This window comes from Pseudomonas sp. TWI929, from assembly GCF_039673335.1.
GTDB lineage: Bacteria > Pseudomonadota > Gammaproteobacteria > Pseudomonadales > Pseudomonadaceae > Aquipseudomonas.
The window spans coordinates 1-20,844 of the sequence record NZ_JBDJLK010000092.1; the positions used below are offsets into that span (position 1 = coordinate 1).

Here is a 20,844-nt window from a genome sequence, read left to right on the forward strand (position 1 = left end):
CCCACAGGAATATCACACGCCTGAAGATTGTGGGATCCCTGTGGGAGCGGGCGTGCCCGCGAAGAGGCCCGCTCAGGCAACATCAACAATGAACAATACCTGCGCCCCCAGGCTCACCTCATCATCAACCTTCTTGCCCAGCAACAGCTGCCCCAGCGGCGAGCGCGGGGTGATCACCGTCACCAGCCCATCCCCCTCGCCAATCTTCAATCCCGCAGCCTCTGGCCCGAGGAACAGCCGGCGCTGGCCGCCAGCTTCATCCTCCAGCGTCACCAGGTTGCTCACCTGCACCCCGCGCACCGGGTCGTAATCACGCAGCAGCAGTTGCTGGTAGATCAGCAGCGCCTGGCGGATCTCGGCACTGCGCCGGGCTTGGCCGGTGGCCAGGTACGAGGCTTCCAGGCCCAGGGTGTCGTACTTGTTCTCGGCGATGTTTTCTTCGGCAGTAGCCGCTTCATAAGCCGTTTGCGCCGCGCGGGTCAGCACGTCCAGGTCATGTTCGAGGGTGGCGACGATCTGCGCCAGCAGGCGGGGCTTGTCCATGGTCAGTAACAGAACTCCAGCACATTGGCCTGGCTTTTATCGGTGGGTGCAGTACGGTTCTGCTGCAACCAGAACTGGCACTTGGGGCTGTTGAGGTTGCGCGGGTTGCCCTGGGCAGCCTCGGCGGCCTGCTGCAGCTCCTGTTTGTGCAAAATGTTCTTGTAGCGGTCGAACATCTCGGCCTGGGCGTCCTGCGCCGGTGCTGGCGCAGGCGGCGCAGCAGGCCGGTACACGCTGGGGGCCACGGCCTGGGCCAGCGGTTTCACCTGCTGTGGCCACAGCTGCAGCGCCAGCCACAGGCTGGCGGCAATGGCCACGGCGCCCAGCCACAGGCCCAAGGCAACGCACACAATCAACGGCAACGGCTTGAGGGTGATCTTCAGTTCACGGTGGCGGGGCATGGCAGCCTCCTGGCGGGGTGGGTCCGGGGGCATTGTCGCATGCGCCTGGGCATTTTTCCGCGCAGGTGCTTTTGTCGGCGACAATTTATGCGCAGAATTCGCGGTTTTGCACCAGTACGGGAGGGGCGCATGAACGCCACCTGGGACATCTTCTGCAGTGTCGTCGACAACTACGGCGATATTGGCGTGACCTGGCGCCTGGCCCGCCAACTGGTGGCCGAGCATGGCCTGGCGGTGCGCCTGTGGGTGGATGACCTCAACGCTTTCACGCCCATGTGCCCCGGCGCCGATGCCACTGCCGCGCAACAGTGGCAGCACGGTGTGGATGTGCGCCAGTGGCCGGCGGCCTGGTTACCGGTAGCGCCGGCCGATGTGGTGATCGGTGCTTTTGCCTGCCAGTTGCCGGCGGCTTATGTCGAGGCCATGCGTGCGCGCCCGCAGCCGCCGCTGTGGTTGAACCTTGAGTACCTTAGTGCCGAGGACTGGGTGGAGGGCTGTCATGGCTTGCCTTCGCCACAGCCCAACGGCCTGCGCAAGGTGTTTTTCTTCCCGGGCTTTACCGAAAAAACCGGTGGCCTGCTACGCGAGGGGGCACTACTGGCTCGGCGTGACGCGTTCCAGCAGTCGGCCGATGCACGCCAGGCCTTCCTGCAACGGCTGGGTGTAAGCCCCGACCAGGGCGCGTTGCTGATCTCGCTGTTTGCCTACGAAAACCCGCAGTTGGCGAGCTGGCTCGCTACCCTGGCCAGCGGCGAACAGGCGTGCCACCTGCTGGTGCCGCAAGGGCGCATCGTCGCCGGGCTCAGCCAGTGGCTTGGCGAGGCACCGCTGGCAGTGGGGGAAGTACGCAAGCGTGGCGCGCTGACCGTGCAGGTATTGCCGTTTGTCAGCCAGGACGACTTCGACCGGCTGTTGTGGAGCTGCGATTTCAACGCGGTGCGCGGCGAAGACTCGTTCGTGCGTGCGCAGTGGGCCGGGCAGCCGATGCTGTGGCATATCTATGTGCAGGACGAGAACGCCCACTGGGAAAAGCTCGAAGCGTTCCTGGCGCATTATCGACGCGGCCTGTCAGATAAAGCTGATGCCGCCCTGCTTGGCCTGTGGCGTGCCTGGAACATGGATTTCGACATGGGCCAGGCCTGGCAGGCGGCCCGCCAGCATTGGCCGGAACTGCAGCAGCATGCCCGGCTTTGGGCGGCGCGGCAGGCCGCTCAGCCGGACCTTGCCATGACGCTGGTACAGTTTTACCGAAATTGGCTATGATATGCGGCCTCGATTTTTATAAATCCATCCAGATTCGGATACTTCGTAATGAAAACTGGTAAAGAACTGAAACCCGGTACCGTACTGCGGATCGACAACGACCCGTGGCTGGTTCAAAAAGCTGAGTTCACCAAGTCGGGCCGTAACAGCGCGATCATGAAGACCAAGCTGAAGAACCTGCTGACCGGCTACAAGACCGAAACCGTATACGGTGCGGACGACAAGCTGGACGACGTGATCCTGGATCGCAAAGAAGCGACCCTGTCGTTCATCAGCGGTGACTCGTACACCTTCATGGACACCACCGACTACACCATGTACGAACTGAACGCCGAAGACATCGACGCCGTTCTGCCGTACATCGAAGAAGGCATGGAAGACATCTGCGAAGCCGTGTTCTTCGAAGGCCGCCTGGTATCGGTTGAACTGCCGACCACTATCAGCCGTCAGGTTGTCTACACCGAGAACGCTGCTCGCGGCGACACCTCGGGCAAGGTCATGAAGCCTGCCAAACTGAAGAACGGCACCGAGATCCAGGTTGCCGACTTCATCCAGATCGACGAGTGGATCGACATCGACACTCGCGACAACAGCTTCAAAGGCCGTTCCAAGAAGTAATTCTTCTTGTGATGCGCAAAAACCCGGCCTTGGCCGGGTTTTTTTGTGCCTGCAATCCATGCTGCACTCCCACAGGGGGCTGCGTGAACTTCAGACAGTCACGTGCAGGCGCACATCCACGTTACCGCGGGTGGCGTTGGAATACGGGCACACCTGGTGCGCCTTTTCCACCAGCCCTTCGGCATCGGCCTGGGCCAGGCCCGGCAGGTTGATGTGCAGGTCGATGTCCAGGCCGAAACCGCCCGGGATCTGGCCGATGCCCACCTTGGCGGTGATCGAGGCATCTGCCGGCAGGGCTTTCTTCTCTTGCCCGGCCACAAACTTCAAGGCACCGATGAAGCACGCCGAGTAACCGGCAGCGAACATCTGCTCGGGGTTGGTGCCGTCACCGCCTGCGCCGCCCAGTTCCTTGGGGGTGCTCAGGCTGACTACCAGCTTGCCGTCGCTGGAGCGGGATTTGCCGTCGCGCCCACCGGTAGAGGTAGCTTCTGCGATGTACAGGGGAGTGACCTTTTGCATCTTGAGCCTCGCTAATGTGCTGTGCGCTCCCGGTTGCAGGAGGGCGCGGGTTGGTGTGAGACTTAAATTAGCGCGCAATTAGTTAGTGCGCAATATAAATCGTCACCGCTCATCCGAACGGCCATTGCACAGCATAGCCCTCAAAGGTTTTTCTGCAGGCTCTCGCGCAGGCTCAGCAAGTCGGCCTGCAGTTGCTGCAACTGCTCCAGGCTGCGCCCGCTGGCCTTGAGGATGCACTGCGGCACCTTCTTGGCCTGTTGTTGCAGGGCGCGCCCCTTGTCGGTCAGTTGCACCAGCACCACCCGCTCGTCCTCGCGGCTGCGGTTGCGCTGCAGCAGGCCTTCGCTTTCCAGGCGCTTGAGCAGCGGGGTCAGCGAGCCGGGGTCGGTGAGCAGGTGCTGGCTGATTTCGCCCACGGTCAGGCCGTCGCGCTGCCACAGCACGAGCATGGCCAGGTACTGCGGGTAGGTCAGGCCCAGGGCCTGCAGCAGCGGTTTGTAGACCTTGGTCATCAGCAACGAGGTGGAGTGCAGGGCGAAGCAGACCTGGTTGTCCAGCAGCAGCTCGTCACAGGAGGCTTGGGTGTCGGCGTTCATGCAGGTCCTTGAAGGTAATCAATGGGTAAGTCTGGCACGCTGATCATTAGTGTGCGCATTACTCGCGCAGTTCACTGCGCAAGGCCAAGTCCCAGGGTGGAATCGGGCTGAAGCGGCTCTTGAGGAATTCGAGCAGCAAACGGCTGCGAGAGTTCGTTTCATGTTCCAGGCGTAGGGCGTAAATGCCACTGGTCTCGGCTTCTGGCAGGCCGCCGTCGCAAAACAGCGGTACCAGCTCGCCACGCAGCAGGTATTCGCTGATCAGCCAGGTAGGCAGGTGGGCAATGCCTAAGCCTGCCAGAGCGCCGAACAGCAGGGTTTCGGCATTGTTGGCGGCCATGCGCATGCGCGTGGGGCGATACAGGCGGGTTTGCCCGGCCACATTGAAGCGCCAGGCGAATGGCGGCGCCAGGCCATCCCAGTCCAGGCCGTCGTGCCCGGGCAGTTCGCTGGGGCAGGTGGGCACGCCCCGGCTGGCCAGGTAGGCCGGGCTGGCGCAGGCGATGCGCACCATGTAGGCCAGCGGCGTGGCGACCAGGCGGGTGTCGGCCAAGGGGCCGGCGCGCAGCACCAGGTCGACTTCGCCCAGGTGGCTGCCATGCAGGTCGACGAAGCTGTCGATCAGGCGCAGTTGCACATCCAGGCCCGGGTAGGCCACCAGGAAGTCGGCGATGGCCGGGGCCAGGTGGCGGCGGCCGAACGCTGCAGGGGCGTCGATGCGGATCAGGCCCTCGGGGGCGTTGCTCAGCGAGACCGCTTCGGCCCTGGCCAGGCGCAGCTCTTCGATGATGCGCCTGGCACGTTCGGCAAAGGCATTGCCTGCAGGCGTGGCTCGCACGGCATGGGTGCTGCGGGTGAACAGGCGGCTGCCAACGGCGCTTTCCAGGTTGTCGATGCGCCGGGCCACGGCGGATGGGGTTAGTGGGTGGCGACGCGCGGCGGCGGAAAAACTGCCGGTTTCCAGCACATCGAGGAACAGGCTCAATTGGTCGGTGAGGGTATCGGGGCTCATGGCTGCCTTGCTTTTGCGAGAAACGCACAGCCATTGTGCGCTGCTGTGCGTTTCCCTGCCAGCGCACAATCGTTAGCATGCTCGCATTATGTGTACAGGCGGATGGGGCCCTGATGATCGAGTGGTTGTTGTATATCGTACTGGGTGCTGCCTTGGGGACCATGGGTGGTTTGTTCGGCATTGGCGGCGGGTTGATTGCGATCCCGGCGCTGGGTGTGCTGTTTGGCCTGGACCAGCAACTGGCGCAGGGCACGGCGCTGGTGATGGTGGTGCCGAACGTGCTGCTGGCGTTGTGGCGCTATCACCAGCGCAACCGCATCGAACTGCGCCATGCCTTGCCGTTGTCGGCGTGCAGCTTCGTATTTGCCTGGCTGGGGTCGATTTGGGCAGTGGGGCTGGATGCACACTCCATGCGCTTGGGCTTTGTCGGCTTTCTGGTGGCACTGGCGGCGTGGAACGTGGCGCGGATGTTCATGAAGGTCTCGCCGCCTAGTGCCGAACTGCGCTATGCCTGGCCGTGGCTGGGTGTGCTGGGCAGCTTTTCCGGCACCATGGGTGGCTTGTTCGGGGTGGGCGGGGCAGTGGTGGCCACGCCGATCCTGACCAGTGTGTTCGGCACTACCCAAGTGGTGGCGCAGGGGCTTTCGCTGGCGCTGGCGGCACCGAGTACCTTGGTGACCTTGGTGACCTATGGCGTGCACCAGAGCGTTGACTGGGGGGTAGGGGTGCCGTTGGCGGTGGGTGGCTTGCTCAGCATCAGCTGGGGGGTGAAGTTGGCCCACGCGCTGCCCGAAAAGGTGTTGCGGGCGATGTTCTGTGTGTTTTTGGTGGTATGTGCGGTGATGCTTGGGTTTGAGCTTTGAGATCTTGGGGCCGCAAAGCGCCCCCGGCTTACTTGAACCCTTCGACGATATAATCGGCCATGCAGTCAGTAATCGGCGAAGGGTTTTGCGTACTGCGCACCAGCATCACATTGGCCACCGGCAACTGCGGTAGCCCGTCGCTTTCACCCAGAATGCGGATATTCCCGCCAATCAGGCTCTGCAACTGCGCGGTTACCGCCAAGCCTGCCGTCACGATGGCAAAAATCGCTGCCAGGCTCGGGCTGGTATAGGCAATGCGGTAGTCGATGCCTTGGGCCTCCAGGGCATTGCAGGTCCAGGCCCGGCAGAAACAGTCGGTATTGAACAGCGCCACCGGCATCGGCCGTTGCTCCTGTGGGCAAAAGCCTTCGGCGGCGGCCCATACCAGGCGCTCCTGGCGTAGCAGTTGGCCAATCTCGTTGCCCGGCTCGCGGGTGACGATGGTCAGGTCCAGGTCCTGGCGCAGCATCAGTTGCTTGGACGAATCGCAATGCACCTCCACCTGCACCAGCGGGTAGGCCTGGGCAAAGCTCGACAGGATGGTCGGCAGAAAGCGCATGGCGTAGTCGTCTGGCGTGCCGATGCGTACCAGCCCGACCATGTGCGGCATGCGCAGGGTGTTGAACACCTCACCATGCAGCTTGAGGATGCGCCGGGCATAGCCCAGCAGCACCTGGCCTTCGGCGGTCAGCCGTACCTGGCGGCCGTCGCGTTCGAACAGCTGGCGCTGCAGGATGTCTTCCTCCAGGCGTTTCATCTGCATGCTCACCGCCGACTGGGTGCGATTGACCACCTCGCCGGCACGGGTGAAACCGCCTTGCTCGGCGATGGCAACGAAGGTGCGCAGTACGTCCGCATCCAAACTCTGGTACTGGGACATTGCATCAATCTCCGAGATGCATGGCATCAGAAACATTCGTTGGATTGATCTTAAGCCTGGCGTGAGACTGAGGCCATCAACACGGAGGGCTTCACGATGAAAGGTCATGTCAGCAGCATCCAGCAACCTGCCTTTTCCCTGAACCACCTGTGGCATGCGGCCTTGCAGCGCCCGCTGCGCTGGCTGCAGCTGTACCGCCAGCGTCAGGAGCTGGCCAGCCTCAGTGATGCGACCCTGCACGACCTGGGGTTGAGCAGGGCAGATATCCAGCAAGAGGCCGAGCGGCATTTCTGGGATGATCCGCTGCGTAAATGAGCTAAGTCTTTTGGGATATTCACTGGCCTCTTCGCGGGTGAACCCGCTCCCACAGGTGCGGCACAGTTTTCAAATCCTGTGTTGTACCTGTGGGAGCGGGCGTGCCCGCGAATGCTTTTAGCGCCGCACCTGCTTGAGCGTCTCGGCAATCAGGAACGCCAACTCCAGCGACTGATCGGCGTTCATCCGTGGGTCGCAATGGGTGTGATACCGGTCGGACAACGCATCCTCGGTAATCGGCCGGGCGCCGCCGATGCACTCGGTAACGTTCTGCCCGGTCATCTCGATATGAATGCCGCCCGCATGGCTGCCCTCGGCCTGGTGCACCTGGAAGAACTGTTTCACCTCATCCAGGATCTGCGCAAAGTCGCGGGTCTTGTAGCCGCTGCTGGCCTTGATGGTGTTGCCGTGCATCGGGTCGGAACTCCACAGCACCTTGCGCCCCTCGCGCTCGACGGTGCGGATCAGCCCCGGCAGGTGGTCGCCGACCTTGCTGGCGCCCATGCGCACGATCAGGTTCAGGCGGCCCGGGTCGTTGGCCGGGTTCAGCGTGTCAATCAGGCGGATCAGCTCTTCGGGGTTCATGCTTGGGCCGACCTTGACCCCGATCGGGTTGTGCACGCCACGCAGGAACTCCACATGAGCACCGTCCAGCTGACGCGTGCGGTCGCCGATCCACAGCATGTGCGCCGAGCAGTCGTAATAGTCGCCAGTCAGGCTGTCCTGGCGCACGAAGGCTTCTTCATAGTTCAGCAGCAGCGCCTCGTGGGCGGTGAAGAAGCTGGTTTCGCGCAGCTGCGGCGCGCTGTCCAGGCCACAGGCGCGCATGAACGCCAGGGTTTCGTCGATGCGGTTGGCCAGTTGGTGGTACTTGTCGGCCAGTGCCGAGTTGGCAATGAAGTCGAGGTTCCACTTGTGCACCTGGTGCAGGTCGGCAAACCCGCCCTGGGCGAAGGCGCGCAGCAGGTTGAGGCTGGCGGTGGCCTGGTGGTAGGCCTGCAGCAGGCGCTCCGGGTCGGGGATGCGGCTTTTGGCGTCGAAACCGATACCATTGACGATGTCGCCGCGGTAGGCGGGCAGGGTGATGTCACCGATGGTTTCATCGCCCGATGAGCGCGGCTTGGCGAACTGCCCGGCCATGCGCCCCACCTTGACCACCGGGCAGCCAGCGGCAAAGGTCATGACAATGGCCATCTGCAGCAGCACCTTGAAGGTGTCGCGGATTTTCGCCGCCGAGAATTCGGCAAAGCTCTCGGCGCAGTCGCCACCCTGCAGCAGGAAGGCGCGGCCTTCGGTCACCTCGGCAAACTGCCGGCGCAGCTCGCGCGCCTCGCCCGCGAACACCAGCGGCGGGTAGCTGGCCAAGGTCTGTTCAACCTTCAGCAAGTGCGCGGCATCGGGGTAGGTCGGTTGCTGCTGGATCGGCAGGGCGCGCCAGCTGTCAGGGCTCCACGGTTGGTTCATCTCGGGCTCGGTCTTGTCGGTTGTAGGCTTCAAAGCATGGTAACAGTTGGCGCTGCGCTTGTTGCATCAAGGGTGTTGACGGACAATGCGCGTTTTTGCGCGGGTGGGTGGTGAACATGGCGGCGGAACGGGAAGAGCGGCTACTGGCACGGGTGGAAGATGCCTTTGGCGTCATCAGCGTGTACGAAGTAGACGACTACCGCTTTCTGGAATTTGGCGATGCCATCGAGCAAAGCTGCGTGTTCACGGCCGACCCCAGCTGGCTGGAATATGACTATACCCGCGCCATGCTGGTGGGGGCGCTGTGCCACGAACAGCCGGAAAGCGCGCTGTTTCTCGGCCTGGGCGCCGGTACGCTGACCCAGGCCTGCATGAAGTTCCTGCCGCTGGATGACATAGAGGCCATCGAACTGCGCCCGGATGTGCCGCGCCTGGCCATGGAATACCTGGGCCTGGACGACGACCCGCGTTTGTATGTGCGTATCGGCGACGCCCTGGAGCTGCTGCCTACGGCGGAGAAGGCCGACCTGCTGTTCGTCGACTTGTATACCGACCATGGGCCGGGGGTAGGGCACCTGGCCTGGAACTTCCTGGAGAACTGCCAGCAGCAGCTGAACCCGGGCGGTTGGCTGGTGATCAACCAGTGGGCCACCGATGACGGCAAGCCACTGGGTGCGGCGTTGCTGCGCGGGTTGTACCACCGGCATTACTGGGAGCTGCCGGTGAAGGAGGGCAATGTGATCTTGCTGGTGCCGGCGGACCTGGAACAAAGCCTGGACATGGAGGGCTTGCGGGCCCGGGCGCAGGCCTTGGCGCCGAAGTTGGGGTACAGCCTTGAAGGGTTGATCCGCGAGATTCGGCCGGCTACCTTAAGGGCTGCCGGGGTCTGTGTGGGAGCGGCTTTGCGTCGCGAACGGGCCGCAGAGCGGCCCCGGCAGTATCCGCGGCGAAGCTGAAAATGTGGGGCCGCTGCGCGCCCCTTTCGCGACACAAGGCCGCTCCCACAGGGACCGCGCCGGCATTCAGGAATTATCGATTCAGCCCTTGGCCATTGATGGCCTGATACTGGCCCCGCACCCTGAAAATATTCCTCACGTCCCTGCACTATTTCGGGTATAGTACGCGCCGGTCTTTTAGCGGACCTCAAAATCAGGTGGTGCAAATCCTCCGAGTCCAGCTTCGGCTGCACGTCCGCTAGGCGGACCTTCCCAAGTTTTCTTTTTCAATCGTTTTCGCAAATCCCCGCCGACAAAGCTGCCTGGGTGACCGTTCCGGTCTTTCAAGGCATGTGCAGCTTTGCAGCATGGGTCTTTGCGGATGCACTTAGAGGCAGACCCATGACCCAGGAAACCGGCGGCTTCGCCGCTCTCGATCTTAATCCGAATATTGTTGCTGCCGTTCTGGCGACCGGCTATGAAGAGCCGTCCGCCATTCAGCAACAATCGATCCCGATCATCCTCGCCGGTCACGACATGATCGGCCAGGCGCAGACTGGCACCGGCAAGACCGCTGCCTTCGCCCTGCCGATCCTCAACAAGATCGATGTGAGCAAGCGCGAACCGCAAGCCCTGATCCTGGCGCCAACCCGTGAGTTGGCGCTGCAAGTTGCTACCGCTTTCGAAACCTACGCCAAGCAGATGCCAGGCGTTAATGTTGTTGCTGTCTACGGTGGTGCCCCAATGGGCCCACAGCTGCGCGCCATCCGCAACGGCGCGCAAATCGTCGTGGCCACCCCGGGCCGCCTGTGCGACCACCTGCGTCGTGACGAAAAAGTCCTGTCGACCGTACAGTACCTGGTACTGGACGAAGCCGACGAGATGCTGAAGCTGGGCTTCATGGATGACCTCGAAGTGATCTTCGACGCAATCCCGGCTACCCGTCAGACCGTACTGTTCTCCGCTACCCTGCCGTCGTCGATCCGTTCGATCGCCGAGCGCCACCTGCGTGAACCCAAGCACGTCAAGATCCAGAGCAAGACCCAGACCGTTACCGCGATCGAGCAGGCCCACCTGATGGTCCACGCCGACCAGAAGATCCCGGCTGTGCTGCGTCTGCTGGAAGTGGAAGAGTTCGACGCGCTGATCGCCTTCGTGCGTACCAAGCAAGCCACTCTGGACCTGGCCGCCGCGCTGGAAGCCAAGGGCTACAAGGCTGCCGCGCTGAATGGCGACATCGCCCAGAACCAGCGTGAGCGCGTGATCGACTCGCTCAAGGATGGCCGCCTGGACATCGTCGTCGCTACCGACGTTGCTGCCCGTGGCCTGGACGTACCGCGTATCACTCACGTGTTCAACGTTGACATGCCGTACGACCCAGAGTCCTACGTACACCGTATCGGCCGTACCGGCCGTGCCGGTCGCGATGGCCGTGCGCTGCTGCTGGTCACCCCGCGTGAGCGCCGCATGCTGCAGGTGATCGAGCGTGTTACCGGGCAGAAGGTTGCCGAAGCGCGCCTGCCGAATGCCCAGGCCGTGCTGGATGCCCGTATCAAGAAGCTGACCAACAGCCTGGCGCCGCTGGTAGCCGAAGCAGAAGCCACTCATGGTGACCTGTTCGACCGCCTGACCAACGACCTGGGTTGCAGCGCGCGTGCCCTGGCTTCGGCCCTGCTGCGCAAGGCCACCAATGGCCAGGCGCTGGACCTGGCAGCGGTAGAGCGTGAGCAGCCGCTGGTACCAAGCTTCGCCCCGCGTGGCGAGCGTACCGAGCGTGGTGAGCGTGGCGAGCGTCCGGACCGTGGTGACCGCGAGCGCCGTGCGCCGCTGCCGCTGGCCGAAGGCCGCGTACGTTGCCGTACTGCCCTGGGTGCCCGTGACGGCATCGCTGCCAAGAACCTGCTGGGCGCGATCCTCAACGAGGGTGGCCTGGCGCGTGACGCCATCGGCCGCATCCAGGTGCGTGACAGCTTCAGCCTGGTCGAGCTGCCGGAAGACGGCCTCGAGAAGCTGCTGTCCAAGCTCAAGGACACCCGTGTGGCTGGCAAGCAGCTGAAGCTGCGTCGCTACCGCGAGGATTGATCCTGGTGCAATGAAAAATCCCCAGCCTTGGCTGGGGATTTTTTTGCCTGTGCCATTTTGGGGCTGCTTTGCAGCCCATCCGACCGGTCCGGCGCCCCGGCAAGGCCGCTCCCACAGGTATTGCGCAGATTTCAATGGTTGCGCTGTACCTGTGGGAGCGGCCTTGTGTCGCGATGGGGCGCAAAGCGCCCCCCCGCAATCTTCAGTCGAACCGATAAATGTCCATCCCCAACGCCCCCAAGGTAAACCCTTGGTGCACCACCCCGAATTTGCCCCCAGCCCCAAGGGCAAAGAACAGCGGCAGCAAATGCTCATCACTGGGGTGGTTACGCACCGCAAACGGCGCCTGCTGCCGATAACCCAGCAACGCCTCCCGGTCACCCGCCTGCAGTTTGTCCACCACCCAGTCCCTGAACGCCAGCGCCCAAGGCTCGATCACATCCGGCCCGGCATGCCAGTCCAGCTCGCCCAGGTTATGGGTAATGCTGCCCGAACCAATCAGCAGCACACCGTCGCCGCGCAACCCGGCCAACGCCTGGCCCACCTTGACCTGCAGCGCCGGCCCCATGTGGCTGGGCAACGATACCTGCACCACCGGAATGCTTGCATCCGGGTACATCAGCGACAGCGGCACCCAGGCGCCGTGGTCGAACGGCCGCTGTGCATCCAGCCGTGCGGGTAGCCCTGCAGCCTGCAACAACTCACTGACCTGGCCGGCAAGGCCGGGTTCGCCCGGTGCCGGGTACTGCACCGCATACAAGGCCGGCGGGAAGCCGTAGAAGTCATGCCAGGTTTCTGGCTGTGCGCTGCCGGTCACCAGCAGCTCGCGGCTTTCCCAGTGCGCCGACACCACCACGATCGCTTTTGGCCGTGGCAGGGCGTTGGCCAGCCCGGCCAGCGCCGGCCCGCTGGCGCCGGGTTGCAGGGCAAGCATGGGGGAGCCGTGGGAAATGAACAGGCTGGGCAGCATGGCGGGGTCCTGAGGGTTAAGATGCAATCATCTTCGATCATGTCCAGATCGAAATCCAAACCAAGTTTTACCGACAAACCATCTAAAAATCGGGAGTGATCATGGAGCCAGCGTTCTGGCAGCAGCGATGGGCCGACAACCAGATCGGCTTTCACCAGGCGCAGGTGAACCCCTATCTGCAGAAGTATTGGCCAAAGCTGGGCGTGGCACCTGGTAGCCGCGTACTGGTGCCGCTGTGCGGCAAGAGCCTGGACCTGGCCTGGCTGGCCGGGCAGGGCTATGGGGTGTTGGGGGTGGAGCTTTCGCGGCTGGCGGTGGAGGATTTTTTCCGCGAGCACGGTCTTGAAGCCGAGGTGCGCCAGCAGGGGGCATTCGAGGTATGGCGCAGTGGTGATGTGGAGCTGTGGTGTGGCGACTTCTTTGCCTTGCGGGCCGAGGATATCGGTGGCTGCGTGGGCCTTTATGACCGGGCGGCGGTGATTGCCTTGCCGCTGCAGATGCGTGCGCGGTACATGCAGGCGCTGTCGGCGTTGTTGCCGGCGAGTTGCCGTGGGTTGGTGGTGACGCTGGATTACGACCAGTCACTGCTGGCCGGGCCGCCGTTTTCGGTGGGGGATGAAGAGCTGCGGCAGGGGTTTGCCGACTGGCAGGTGGATGAGCTGGAGGTGCTGCAGGTGATCGGGGAGAGCCCGAAGTTTTTACAGGCTGGTGCATCGAGTTTGTTGGAGCGAGTGTACCGGGTTAGCCGCTGACAGGTATGTAGCCTTTGCTGGCCTCTTCGCGGGTAAACCCGCTCCCACAGGAATATCGCAGACCTGAAGATTGTGGGGTCCCTGTGGGAGCGGGTTTACCCGCGAAGAGGCCGGTACAGGCAGACACAAAAAAGGGCGACCGAAGTCGCCCTTTCTGTTTACCGGTTGGATCAACCGCGGCGGCGCAGGGCCTCGATGCGTTCTTCCAGCGGCGGGTGGCTCATCAGCAGCCCGGCCAGGCCGTGCTTCAGGCCACCATTGATGCCGAAGGCCTTCATGGTATCGGGCATGTGCACCGGCAGGCCTTGCTCCACGCGCAGGCGCTGCAGGGCGCCGATCATCGCAGCAGTGCCGGCCAACTGCGCACCGGCTTCGTCGGCACGGTATTCGCGGCGGCGCGAGAACCACATCACGATCATGCTGGCCAGGATGCCCAGGATCAGCTCGGCAACGATGGTCGCCACGTAGTAGGCAATGCCCTGGCCTTCTTCGTTCTTGAAGATGACCTTGTCGACGAAGTTGCCGATGATGCGTGCAAAGAACATCACGAAGGTGTTCACCACGCCCTGCACCAGCGCCAGGGTGACCATGTCGCCGTTGGCCACGTGGCCGATTTCGTGGGCCAGTACCGCGCGCACTTCATCGGGCGAGAAACGCTCCAGCAGGCCCTGCGACACGGCTACCAGCGCGTCGTTGCGGTTCCAGCCGGTGGCGAAGGCGTTGGCCTCGTATGCCGGGAAGATACCCACCTCGGGCATCTTGATGCCCGCTTCACGGGACAGCTCTTCGACCGTTTGCAGCAGCCACTGCTCGTGGCGGGTGCGCGGCTGGCTGATGATCTGGGTGCCGGTGGTCATTTTCGCCATCCACTTGGAGATGAACAGCGAGACAAGGGAACCGGCAAAACCGAACACGGCGCAGAACACCAGCAGGCTGCTGAGGTTCAGGTCGACCCCGTTGGCGGCCATGAACCCGTTGAAACCGAACAGGCTCAGGGTAATGCTTGCAACCAGCACCACCGCGAGGTTGGTGGCTACAAACAACAGAATGCGCATCATGGTTGTTACGTTCTCCTGACGGATGAGTTGTCGCTTACTGCGGGGTATATAAGGGGCCTGCCGTGCCGATTCAATCGGGCGACTATTTCAAACTGTGTACGGCGGAGTATGGCAGAGGATGGTGCAGGGGCTGTGGGATAGAGCGTTGCAGGATGTAAGAAACAGCCTGTGAGATTGGAGGGGGCTGCTGCGCAGCCCATCGCAGGCAAGCCAGCTCCCACAGGGACCCCACAATCTTCAGGCCTGTGGTACTCCTGTGGGAGCTGGCTTGCCGGCGATAAGGCCAGTACTTACTGCGAATAAGTCCGCAGGAAATTGCCAATCCGGCCAATCGCTGCTTCCAAATCATCCACCCGCGGCAAGGTCACCACGCGGAAGTGGTCCGGCCATGGCCAGTTGAACGCCGTACCCTGAACAATCAGCAGCTTCTCCGACAGCAGCAGGTCAAGCGCGAACTTCTCGTCGTTGAGGATCGGGCACACCTTCGGGTCGATCCGCGGGAACGCATACAGCGCGCCCATCGGCTTCACGCAGCTCACGCCAGGGATTTCGTTGAGCAGCTCATAGGTGCGGTTGCGCTGCTCCAGCAGGCGCCCCGGTGGCAGCACCAGGTCGTTGATGCTCTGGTAGCCGCCCAGCGCGGTCTGGATCGCGTGCTGCGCCGGCACGTTGGCACACAGGCGCATGTTGGCCAGCATGTCGATGCCTTCGATGTAGCTTTGCGCGTGGTGCTTGGGCCCGGAAATGATCAGCCAGCCGGAACGGAAGCCGGCCACCCGGTACGACTTGGACAGGCCGTTGAAGGTCAGGCACAGCAAGTCGGGTGCCAGCGAGGCGGTGCTGATGTGCACGGCTTCGTCGTACAGGATCTTGTCGTAGATCTCGTCGGAGAACACCACCAGGTTGTGCTGGCGGGCCAGCTCCAGCATGCCCAGCAGCAGCTCCTTGGAGTACACCGCGCCAGTCGGGTTGTTCGGGTTGATGATCACCAGGGCCTTGGTGTTCGGGGTGATCTTGGCCTTGATGTCTTCAAGGTCGGGGAACCAGTCGGCCTGCTCGTCGCACAGGTAGTGCACCGGCTTGCCGCCGGCCAGGCTTACGGCGGCGGTCCACAGTGGGTAGTCGGGCGCCGGGATCAGCACTTCGTCGCCGTTGTTCAGCAGCGCCTGCATCGACATCACGATCAGCTCGGACACGCCGTTACCGAGGTAGATGTCCTCGATGGTGACGCCTTCGATTTCCTTTTGCTGGCAGTACTGCATCACCGCCTTGCGCGCGCTGAACAGGCCCTTGGAGTCACTGTAGCCCTGCGCGGTGGGCAGGTTGCGGATCACATCCTGGAGGATTTCATCGGGCGCCTCGAAGCCAAACGGCGCCGGGTTGCCGATGTTCAGCTTGAGGATGCGGTGGCCTTCCTCTTCCAGGCGCTTGGCGTGCTTGAGCACTGGGCCGCGAATGTCGTAGCAGACATTGGCGAGCTTGTTCGATTTGCTGAACTGCATGATGGGATCCCGATTGAGAAAACGCGCTACGCCCCGCCGAAACGTTTGAAAGGGCAGGAAGCGGGTGCCAGACTGAACGCCTGGCACACGAAGCCAACTAATATACGTGCCACCCGCGCCCCGGAAAAGACGGTGCGGGGTGAAATTCAGCCTGCCGAGGTCCCTACATGAAAAAGATCGAAAAAACCCTGGATGAATGGCGGTCGATGCTCGACCCCGAGCAGTACCAGGTCTGCCGCCTCAAGGGCACCGAGCGGCCGTTCAGCGGCAAGTACAACAGCGAGCGCCGTGACGGCATCTACCACTGCATCTGCTGCGGCCTGGCGCTGTTCGACGCGCAAACCAAGTTCGACTCCGGCTGCGGCTGGCCGAGCTTCTACGCGCCGATCGAAGACAGCGCGATGATCGAGATCCGCGACACCTCCCACGGCATGATCCGCACCGAAGTTACCTGCGCCCGCTGCGACGCGCACCTGGGCCACGTGTTCCCCGACGGCCCACCACCGACCGGGCTGCGCTACTGCATCAACTCGGTGTGCATCGACCTGCGCCCGCGCGACTGACTGGAGCCCGACCATGGCTGCATCGATGCTGGACATCCCCTGTGTGACCCTGGGCGGCGAGCACAAGACGCTTGGCGATTTCCCGGGCAAGCTGCTGCTGGTAGTCAATACCGCCAGCCAGTGCGGCTTTACCCCGCAGTACAAGGGCCTGGAGCAACTGTGGCAGGCCTACCGCGAGCGCGGCCTGGTGGTGCTGGGCTTCCCCTGCAACCAGTTTGGCAAGCAGGAGCCGGGTGATGCGCGCGAAATTGCGCAGTTCTGCGAGCGCAATTTCGGCGTGAGCTTCCCGCTGTTTCGCAAGATCGAGGTCAACGGCCCCGGCACTCACCCACTTTACGTAGAGTTGAAGCAGCGCGCGCCGGGCCTGCTGGGTTCGCAGAAGATCAAGTGGAACTTCACCAAGTTCCTGGTCGACCCGGCCAGCGGCCAGGTCAAGCGTTATGCCCCCACCACCAAGCCGCAAGCCCTGGAAGCGGACATCGAGCGCCTGCTTAGCCGTTGAGCGGCACCCAGTGCTCGACCAGCGCCAATAGCTCTTCGCGGCGGAACGGCTTGGCCAGGTAGTCGTTCATGCCCGCCGCCCGACAGCGCTCGCGCTCTTCGGGCATGGCGTTGGCGGTGAGGGCGACGATCGGCAGTTCGGGCCAACGGCCGCTCTGGCGTATACGCCGGCTGGCTTCGTAGCCGTCCATTACCGGCATGTTGCAGTCCATCAGCACCAGGTCGAATTCGTCCTGCTCCAGCATTTCCAGGGCCTCGGCGCCCTGGGTGGCCAGCTGCACCTGGCAGCCGAGCTTGGCCAGCATGCCCTTGGCCACCAGTTGGTTCACCGGGTTGTCCTCTACCAGCAGAATCCGCGCGCGGCCTTCCTCCAGGGTAATGACCGGGTTGGCCAGCGGGTGCTCGGGCTCATGGCCTTGCAGGGTGCGACGCAAGGTCTGGTACAGGGCATTACGCGCCAGCGGCCGGGCCAGTTGATGCAGGGGGGCGAGGGCGAGCGACTGTTCGTTGGGCAGGAAGTTGCCATAGGCGGTCACCAGCAATATCGGTGCTTTCAGCGCCTGGCGCAGTTCGAACAGGTGGCCCACGTCGTCGGTGATTACCAGGTCGACCACTGCGGCGTCCAGCGTGGCGCCGCTGTCATGCCGCTGGTAAGCCAGGCCCCAGGCGGGCAGCAAGCCTTGCAGCAGCTCGTTGAGGCCACTGCCGGCTGCGCTCAGGGCTGCCACGCGCCCGTGCAGCGGTGCGGGCGGGATGGCCTTGGTGTGCACGGCCAACGGCAGTTCGGCGCTGAAGCGGCTGCCAAAGCCCGGCTCGGACTGAATATGCAGGTGGCCCTGCATGGCCTTGCACAGGTTGCGCGTCAGTGCCAGGCCCAGGCCGGTGCCGCCATACTGGCGGGTGATACCGGCGCCGGCCTGGGTGAACGGCTGGAAGATGCGTGCCTGGGCTTCTTCGGGGATACCGATGCCGGTGTCGCGCACTTCAAGGCGCACGCCGCCGACGATGCTCACCAGGTGCACGTCGACGCGGCCAAAACGGGTGAACTTGAGGGCGTTGGACAGCAGGTTGCTGACAATCTGCCGCACCCGCGTGGGGTCACCAAGCACGCTGCTGGGGAAGTCGCGGGCAATCAGGCAGGTCAGCTCCACGCTTTGCGCGGTGTTCTGCGACAGCAGGTTGGCGGTGTCCTCGACCATCGAGCCCATGTCGAAGGCAATGCGTTCCAGCTCCAGCTGGCCGGCATCGAACTTGGACAGGTCGAGGATATCGTTCAACAACTCCACCAGCACCTTGCCCGAATCGTGGGCAATCACCAGCTGCTGGCGTTGCTCGCTGGGCAATGGGCTGTCCAGCGCCAGGGCAATCATGCCGAGCAGGCCGTTTAGCGGGGTGCGGATCTCGTGGCTCATGTTGGCGAGGAAAGCGGCACGGGCCTGGGCCATGTCCAGTGCGCGGCGGCGGGCTTGTTCCAGCTCCTGGTTGGACAGGCTCAGGCTGCTGTTGCTGGCTTTCAGCTCGTCAGTGCGCGCCGAAACGATATCTTCCAGCTCGTTCAGGTACTGGGTCAGGCGGTTTTCCGCAGTGCGCCGCTGCTCGATCTCGGTGGCCATGCTGACGAATTGCTGGTTGGCGACCTTCACCAGCACGCCGATCTCATCGTGTTCGTGCCCATGCGGGCATTCCAGGCGGGTTTGCCGGGGTTTGCGCGGGTCGCTGCCACTGAGCGCGCCAATCACGGTTACCAGCGGCTTGGTCAGCATCATGTAGAACAACGCCAGCAGGATGCCGGTCAGCACCAGGCTGCGGGCGAAGCCGTTGAGCAGGGTGATGCCGGCACGGTCGAGAAAGCGGCTGCCAAAGGCGTAGGTGTCGACGTCCAGGTACAGGGTGCCGAGGTATTCTTCGGGCATGTGGGTGAGGAACAGGCGCTCCTTTAACTGGCGCTGCTCGCCAAACAGGAAGTCGCTCAGCGGCCGGTAGCGGTCCTGCAGGCGTGGGCGCTCGACATCGGCCAGCACCGTTTCGTTATTGTCGATCAGCCGCGCGCGGATCACAGCCGGTGACTGCAGCAGGCCGCGGGTCAGCTCCAGGGCCAGTTCCGAGTCGATGTTGTAGGCAATGCGCGAAGCCGGGTTGTGGCTGATTTGCAGCAGGGCACGCACTTCACGGTTGATGGACGCGTCTTCGCTGGCATAATCGATGCCGATCTGGATGAGACTGAGCAATGTTCCCAGGATGAAGCCGACCAGGACTGTCAACTGGGCTTGCTTGTATGACAGGCGATTGGTGAACTTGATATCCATGAGTCCCGAGCCGGTTTCACGTTCCTTGCGCTGCGCAAGCATAGCCGATCAACCCCGGCTACTGGTGGGTCTGTCACACATTCAGCCTTGATTGCTCAACTGGCCTGTGCCGGCCTCTTCGCGGCTAAAGCCGCTCCCACAGGTACATCACAGGTCCAGAGGGCGGTGATTACCTTGTAGGAGCGGCTTTAGCCGCGAAGAGGCCGGCACAGCAAACCCAAATTCTGATCTGAAGGGACCCTGATGGACGCTCGCTTGATTGCTTTCCTCGACCGCGCCGAATCGGTACTGGCACGCCTCGAACCCCTGTTGCCGGCCCAGCGCCCGAACATCGACTGGGCCACCACCCTGGCCGCGCGCTGGCAGCGCGATGGCCGCAGCGGCTACCTGCTGCCGCTGGACGTCAGCCTGGACATCCGCCTGAGCGACCTGATCGGCGTCGACAAGCAACGGGACCAATTGGGCCGCAACACCGACCAGTTCATCAACGGCATGCCGGCCAACCACGCACTGCTGTGGGGCTCGCGCGGTACCGGCAAGTCGTCGCTGGTGCGCGCCCTGCTGGCCGAGCACGCAGGCGCCGGCCTGCGCCTGATCGAAATCGAACGCGACCACCTGGCCGACCTGCCACGCGTGGTCGAGCAGCTACAGAAGCTGCCGCAGCGCTTCATCCTGTTCTGCGACGACCTGTCGTTCGAAGCCGGGGAGGGCGACTACCGGGTGCTCAAGAGCGTGCTCGACGGCTCGCTGGAGCAGGCCCCGGACAACGTATTGCTGTACGCCACCTCCAACCGCCGCCACCTGGTGCCGGAAAAGCAGAGCGACAACGAAAACTGGAAGATGGTCGACGGCGAGCTGCACCCCAACGAAGCGGTGGAGGACAAGATTGCCTTGTCTGACCGTTTTGGCCTGTGGCTGTCGTTCTACCCCTTCAGCCAGGAGCACTTCCTCGACGTGGTCGAGCACTGGATCGGCCAGCTGGCACGCCCTGCGGGGCTGCGCTGGCAGCGTGACGAAGCCCTGGACATCCTCGCCGTGCGCTGGGCCACCGGCCGCGGTAACCGTAATGGCCGTTGTGCCTATCAGTTCGCCCGCTACTGGGTCGGGCTGCAATTGCTGGAGCAAAAGTAAATGATTGACCTCAATGCCAGTGGCGCCGGCCTCGACGGCTACAACCTGCTGGCGGCGCAAGTGCAGGCGCTGTTTGCCGACGAGCGTGACTTCATCGCCAATGCCGCGCAGTTTTCGGCGTTCTTGTATAACCAGGTGGACGACCTGAACTGGGCGGGGTTCTACCTCAACCGCAACGAGCAACTGGTGCTGGGCCCGTTCCAGGGCCAGGTGGCCTGTGTGCGCATTCCGTTCGGCAAGGGCGTGTGCGGGGCGGCGGCGGCTACCCGGCAAACCCAGCGGGTGGAGGACGTGCATGCGTTCCCGGGGCACATTGCCTGTGACAGCGCGTCGAACAGCGAGCTGGTGATCCCGCTGGTGAAGGAGGGCAGGTTGATTGGCGTGCTGGACCTGGACAGCCCGAAACTGGCGCGGTTCAGCGAGGCGGACCAGTTGGGGCTGGAGCGCTTGGCGGCGATTTTCCTGGAGCTGACTGACTGCTGATTGTTGTGTTGCCTGTACTGGCCTCTTCGCGGCTAAAGCCGCTCCCACAGGGACCGAATTGCCCTCAGGCCTGATGCGGTCCCTGTG

The 20,844-nt window shown here is 63.2% G+C and carries 20 protein-coding genes and 2 pseudogenes; 11 read left to right on the forward strand and 11 right to left on the reverse strand.

The genetic code is table 11. The features are described from left to right. Window positions 1–72 precede the first annotated feature (72 nt). Window positions 73–543, reverse strand: coding sequence for a transcription elongation factor GreAB (locus ABE456_RS24510; RefSeq protein ID WP_346646242.1), 471 nt, complete (start codon window positions 541–543; stop codon window positions 73–75). Between the two features lie 2 nt (window positions 544–545). Beyond that, window positions 546–944 carry a hypothetical protein gene (locus tag ABE456_RS24515; protein WP_346646243.1) on the reverse strand — a complete coding sequence of 133 codons (399 nt, stop codon included), beginning with the start codon at window positions 942–944 and terminating at the stop codon, window positions 546–548. 129 nt (window positions 945–1,073) lie between these two features. On the opposite strand from ABE456_RS24515, the gene earP reads away from it, so the two are divergent. Together earP and efp are read left to right on the forward strand one after the other, a co-directional pair. Continuing rightward, complete coding sequence (earP, locus tag ABE456_RS24520) at window positions 1,074–2,207, forward strand: elongation factor P maturation arginine rhamnosyltransferase EarP (RefSeq protein ID WP_346646244.1); 1,134 nt, start codon at window positions 1,074–1,076, stop codon at window positions 2,205–2,207. Between the two features lie 48 nt (window positions 2,208–2,255). Continuing rightward, on the forward strand, window positions 2,256–2,825 hold the full coding sequence (gene efp / locus ABE456_RS24525) for an elongation factor P (RefSeq protein ID WP_012271109.1): 570 nt from the start codon (window positions 2,256–2,258) through the stop codon (window positions 2,823–2,825). 90 nt (window positions 2,826–2,915) lie between these two features. Here efp and ABE456_RS24530 read toward each other — a convergent pair whose 3' ends face one another. The 3 genes from ABE456_RS24530 to ABE456_RS24540 all read right to left on the reverse strand — a co-directional run bounded on the left by ABE456_RS24530 (window position 2,916) and on the right by ABE456_RS24540 (window position 4,952). After that, window positions 2,916–3,344 (reverse strand): organic hydroperoxide resistance protein, encoded by a 429-nt coding sequence (locus ABE456_RS24530; protein WP_346646245.1) that lies wholly within the window; start codon window positions 3,342–3,344, stop codon window positions 2,916–2,918. A gap of 140 nt (window positions 3,345–3,484) precedes the next feature. Then, entirely contained in the window at window positions 3,485–3,940 is a 456-nt protein-coding gene (locus tag ABE456_RS24535; protein WP_346646246.1) for a MarR family transcriptional regulator, read from the reverse strand. Between the two features lie 58 nt (window positions 3,941–3,998). Further along, entirely contained in the window at window positions 3,999–4,952 is a 954-nt protein-coding gene (locus tag ABE456_RS24540) for a LysR family transcriptional regulator (RefSeq protein ID WP_346646247.1), read from the reverse strand. Between the two features lie 113 nt (window positions 4,953–5,065). Between ABE456_RS24540 and ABE456_RS24545 the strand changes: the two genes are divergently transcribed. Beyond that, on the forward strand, window positions 5,066–5,815 hold the full coding sequence (locus tag ABE456_RS24545) for a sulfite exporter TauE/SafE family protein (RefSeq protein ID WP_346646248.1): 750 nt from the start codon (window positions 5,066–5,068) through the stop codon (window positions 5,813–5,815). Window positions 5,816–5,843: 28 nt separating this feature from the next. On the opposite strand, the gene ABE456_RS24550 is transcribed toward ABE456_RS24545, so the two are convergent. Beyond that, window positions 5,844–6,695: a LysR substrate-binding domain-containing protein gene (locus ABE456_RS24550; RefSeq protein ID WP_346646249.1), complete on the reverse strand. Its 852-nt coding sequence runs from the start codon at window positions 6,693–6,695 to the stop codon at window positions 5,844–5,846. A gap of 96 nt (window positions 6,696–6,791) precedes the next feature. On the opposite strand from ABE456_RS24550, the gene ABE456_RS24555 reads away from it, so the two are divergent. Next, window positions 6,792–7,010: a DUF1127 domain-containing protein gene (locus ABE456_RS24555; protein ID WP_346646250.1), complete on the forward strand. Its 219-nt coding sequence runs from the start codon at window positions 6,792–6,794 to the stop codon at window positions 7,008–7,010. A gap of 117 nt (window positions 7,011–7,127) precedes the next feature. Here ABE456_RS24555 and ABE456_RS24560 read toward each other — a convergent pair whose 3' ends face one another. Further along, the gene (locus ABE456_RS24560) at window positions 7,128–8,474 is read right to left on the reverse strand and encodes a 3-deoxy-7-phosphoheptulonate synthase class II (protein ID WP_004575935.1); all 1,347 of its coding nucleotides are present in this window, start codon (window positions 8,472–8,474) and stop codon (window positions 7,128–7,130) included. A 116-nt stretch (window positions 8,475–8,590) separates the two neighbouring features. Here ABE456_RS24560 and ABE456_RS24565 point away from each other — a divergent pair. Together ABE456_RS24565 and ABE456_RS24570 are read left to right on the forward strand one after the other, a co-directional pair. Then, window positions 8,591–9,343, forward strand: a pseudogene (locus ABE456_RS24565) (spermidine synthase); the annotation flags it as partial. 434 nt (window positions 9,344–9,777) lie between these two features. Beyond that, window positions 9,778–11,491: pseudogene (locus ABE456_RS24570) on the forward strand (DEAD/DEAH box helicase). 202 nt (window positions 11,492–11,693) lie between these two features. Here the strand turns inward: ABE456_RS24570 and ABE456_RS24575 are convergent. After that, the gene (locus ABE456_RS24575; protein WP_346646251.1) at window positions 11,694–12,461 is read right to left on the reverse strand and encodes a class III extradiol ring-cleavage dioxygenase; all 768 of its coding nucleotides are present in this window, start codon (window positions 12,459–12,461) and stop codon (window positions 11,694–11,696) included. A gap of 101 nt (window positions 12,462–12,562) precedes the next feature. On the opposite strand from ABE456_RS24575, the gene ABE456_RS24580 reads away from it, so the two are divergent. Continuing rightward, window positions 12,563–13,213: a thiopurine S-methyltransferase gene (locus ABE456_RS24580; RefSeq protein WP_346646252.1), complete on the forward strand. Its 651-nt coding sequence runs from the start codon at window positions 12,563–12,565 to the stop codon at window positions 13,211–13,213. 170 nt (window positions 13,214–13,383) lie between these two features. Here the strand turns inward: ABE456_RS24580 and htpX are convergent, their stop codons facing one another. Both htpX and ABE456_RS24590 read right to left on the reverse strand, forming a co-directional pair. Next, a complete protein-coding gene (gene htpX / locus ABE456_RS24585) occupies window positions 13,384–14,271 on the reverse strand; it encodes a protease HtpX (protein ID WP_346646253.1) in 888 nt (295 codons plus the stop codon). A 290-nt stretch (window positions 14,272–14,561) separates the two neighbouring features. Continuing rightward, window positions 14,562–15,773, reverse strand: a complete 1,212-nt coding sequence (locus tag ABE456_RS24590; RefSeq protein WP_085675507.1) for a pyridoxal phosphate-dependent aminotransferase — start codon at window positions 15,771–15,773, stop codon at window positions 14,562–14,564. Between the two features lie 167 nt (window positions 15,774–15,940). Here ABE456_RS24590 and msrB point away from each other — a divergent pair, with 167 nt between their 5' ends. Both msrB and ABE456_RS24600 read left to right on the forward strand, forming a co-directional pair. Beyond that, window positions 15,941–16,336 (forward strand): peptide-methionine (R)-S-oxide reductase MsrB, encoded by a 396-nt coding sequence (gene msrB / locus ABE456_RS24595; RefSeq protein ID WP_016715103.1) that lies wholly within the window; start codon window positions 15,941–15,943, stop codon window positions 16,334–16,336. A gap of 13 nt (window positions 16,337–16,349) precedes the next feature. Further along, the gene (locus ABE456_RS24600; RefSeq protein WP_346646254.1) at window positions 16,350–16,838 is read left to right on the forward strand and encodes a glutathione peroxidase; all 489 of its coding nucleotides are present in this window, start codon (window positions 16,350–16,352) and stop codon (window positions 16,836–16,838) included. On the opposite strand, the gene ABE456_RS24605 is transcribed toward ABE456_RS24600, so the two are convergent. Continuing rightward, window positions 16,828–19,185: a response regulator gene (locus tag ABE456_RS24605; RefSeq protein WP_346646255.1), complete on the reverse strand. Its 2,358-nt coding sequence runs from the start codon at window positions 19,183–19,185 to the stop codon at window positions 16,828–16,830. The two genes, ABE456_RS24600 and ABE456_RS24605, sit on opposite strands and share 11 nt — an antisense overlap. Before the next feature lie 201 nt (window positions 19,186–19,386). Here ABE456_RS24605 and ABE456_RS24610 point away from each other — a divergent pair, with 201 nt between their 5' ends. Beyond that, the gene (locus ABE456_RS24610; protein ID WP_346646256.1) at window positions 19,387–20,274 is read left to right on the forward strand and encodes an ATP-binding protein; all 888 of its coding nucleotides are present in this window, start codon (window positions 19,387–19,389) and stop codon (window positions 20,272–20,274) included. Next, window positions 20,275–20,757, forward strand: a complete 483-nt coding sequence (locus tag ABE456_RS24615) for a GAF domain-containing protein (RefSeq protein ID WP_346646257.1) — start codon at window positions 20,275–20,277, stop codon at window positions 20,755–20,757. The last annotated feature ends 87 nt before the right edge of the window (window positions 20,758–20,844 follow it).